At 36.4% G+C, this 464-nt stretch carries 1 pseudogene; it reads right to left on the bottom strand.

Going from position 1 to position 464, the window contains the following annotated elements:
- Positions 1 to 464: pseudogene (locus Q0856_RS18065) on the bottom strand (hypothetical protein); the annotation flags it as partial.

Here is a 464-nt window from a genome sequence, read left to right on the forward strand (position 1 = left end):
GTTACATTAACGCTACCTCCAAAAAATTCGATACCATCATCATTTCCATTGCTAACAACAATATTGTTAACTACAGTACCGCTACCAACACCAAAGAAAGAAATTCCATTGAATTCTTGCTCTCCATTAATTTTTGCACCAGTATACTCAGCGATTACATAACTTAATTCACCAGAATTATCATTATTATCTGTTCCTCCATAAAGTAAACCAGCAACTTCAGTTTGTACATCTGTTCCTTTGTTAGAAGCAGCTTTACCTGCTAAAACGATACCACCCCAGTCACCAGCAGCAGGAGAAGCAGCATCCGATGTAAATTTAATAGGTTTATCAGCAGTACCTTTAGCAATTAATTTAGCACCTCTTTCTACTGCAAGGAAAACATCAGTTCTTCCACTTTTAGCTTTAATTACAGTTCCAGGTTCAATAGTTAAGGTAGCTCCTTCTTTTACTGTTAAAGATCC

This window comes from uncultured Maribacter sp., assembly GCF_947496775.1.
Classification (GTDB): domain Bacteria; phylum Bacteroidota; class Bacteroidia; order Flavobacteriales; family Flavobacteriaceae; genus Maribacter_B.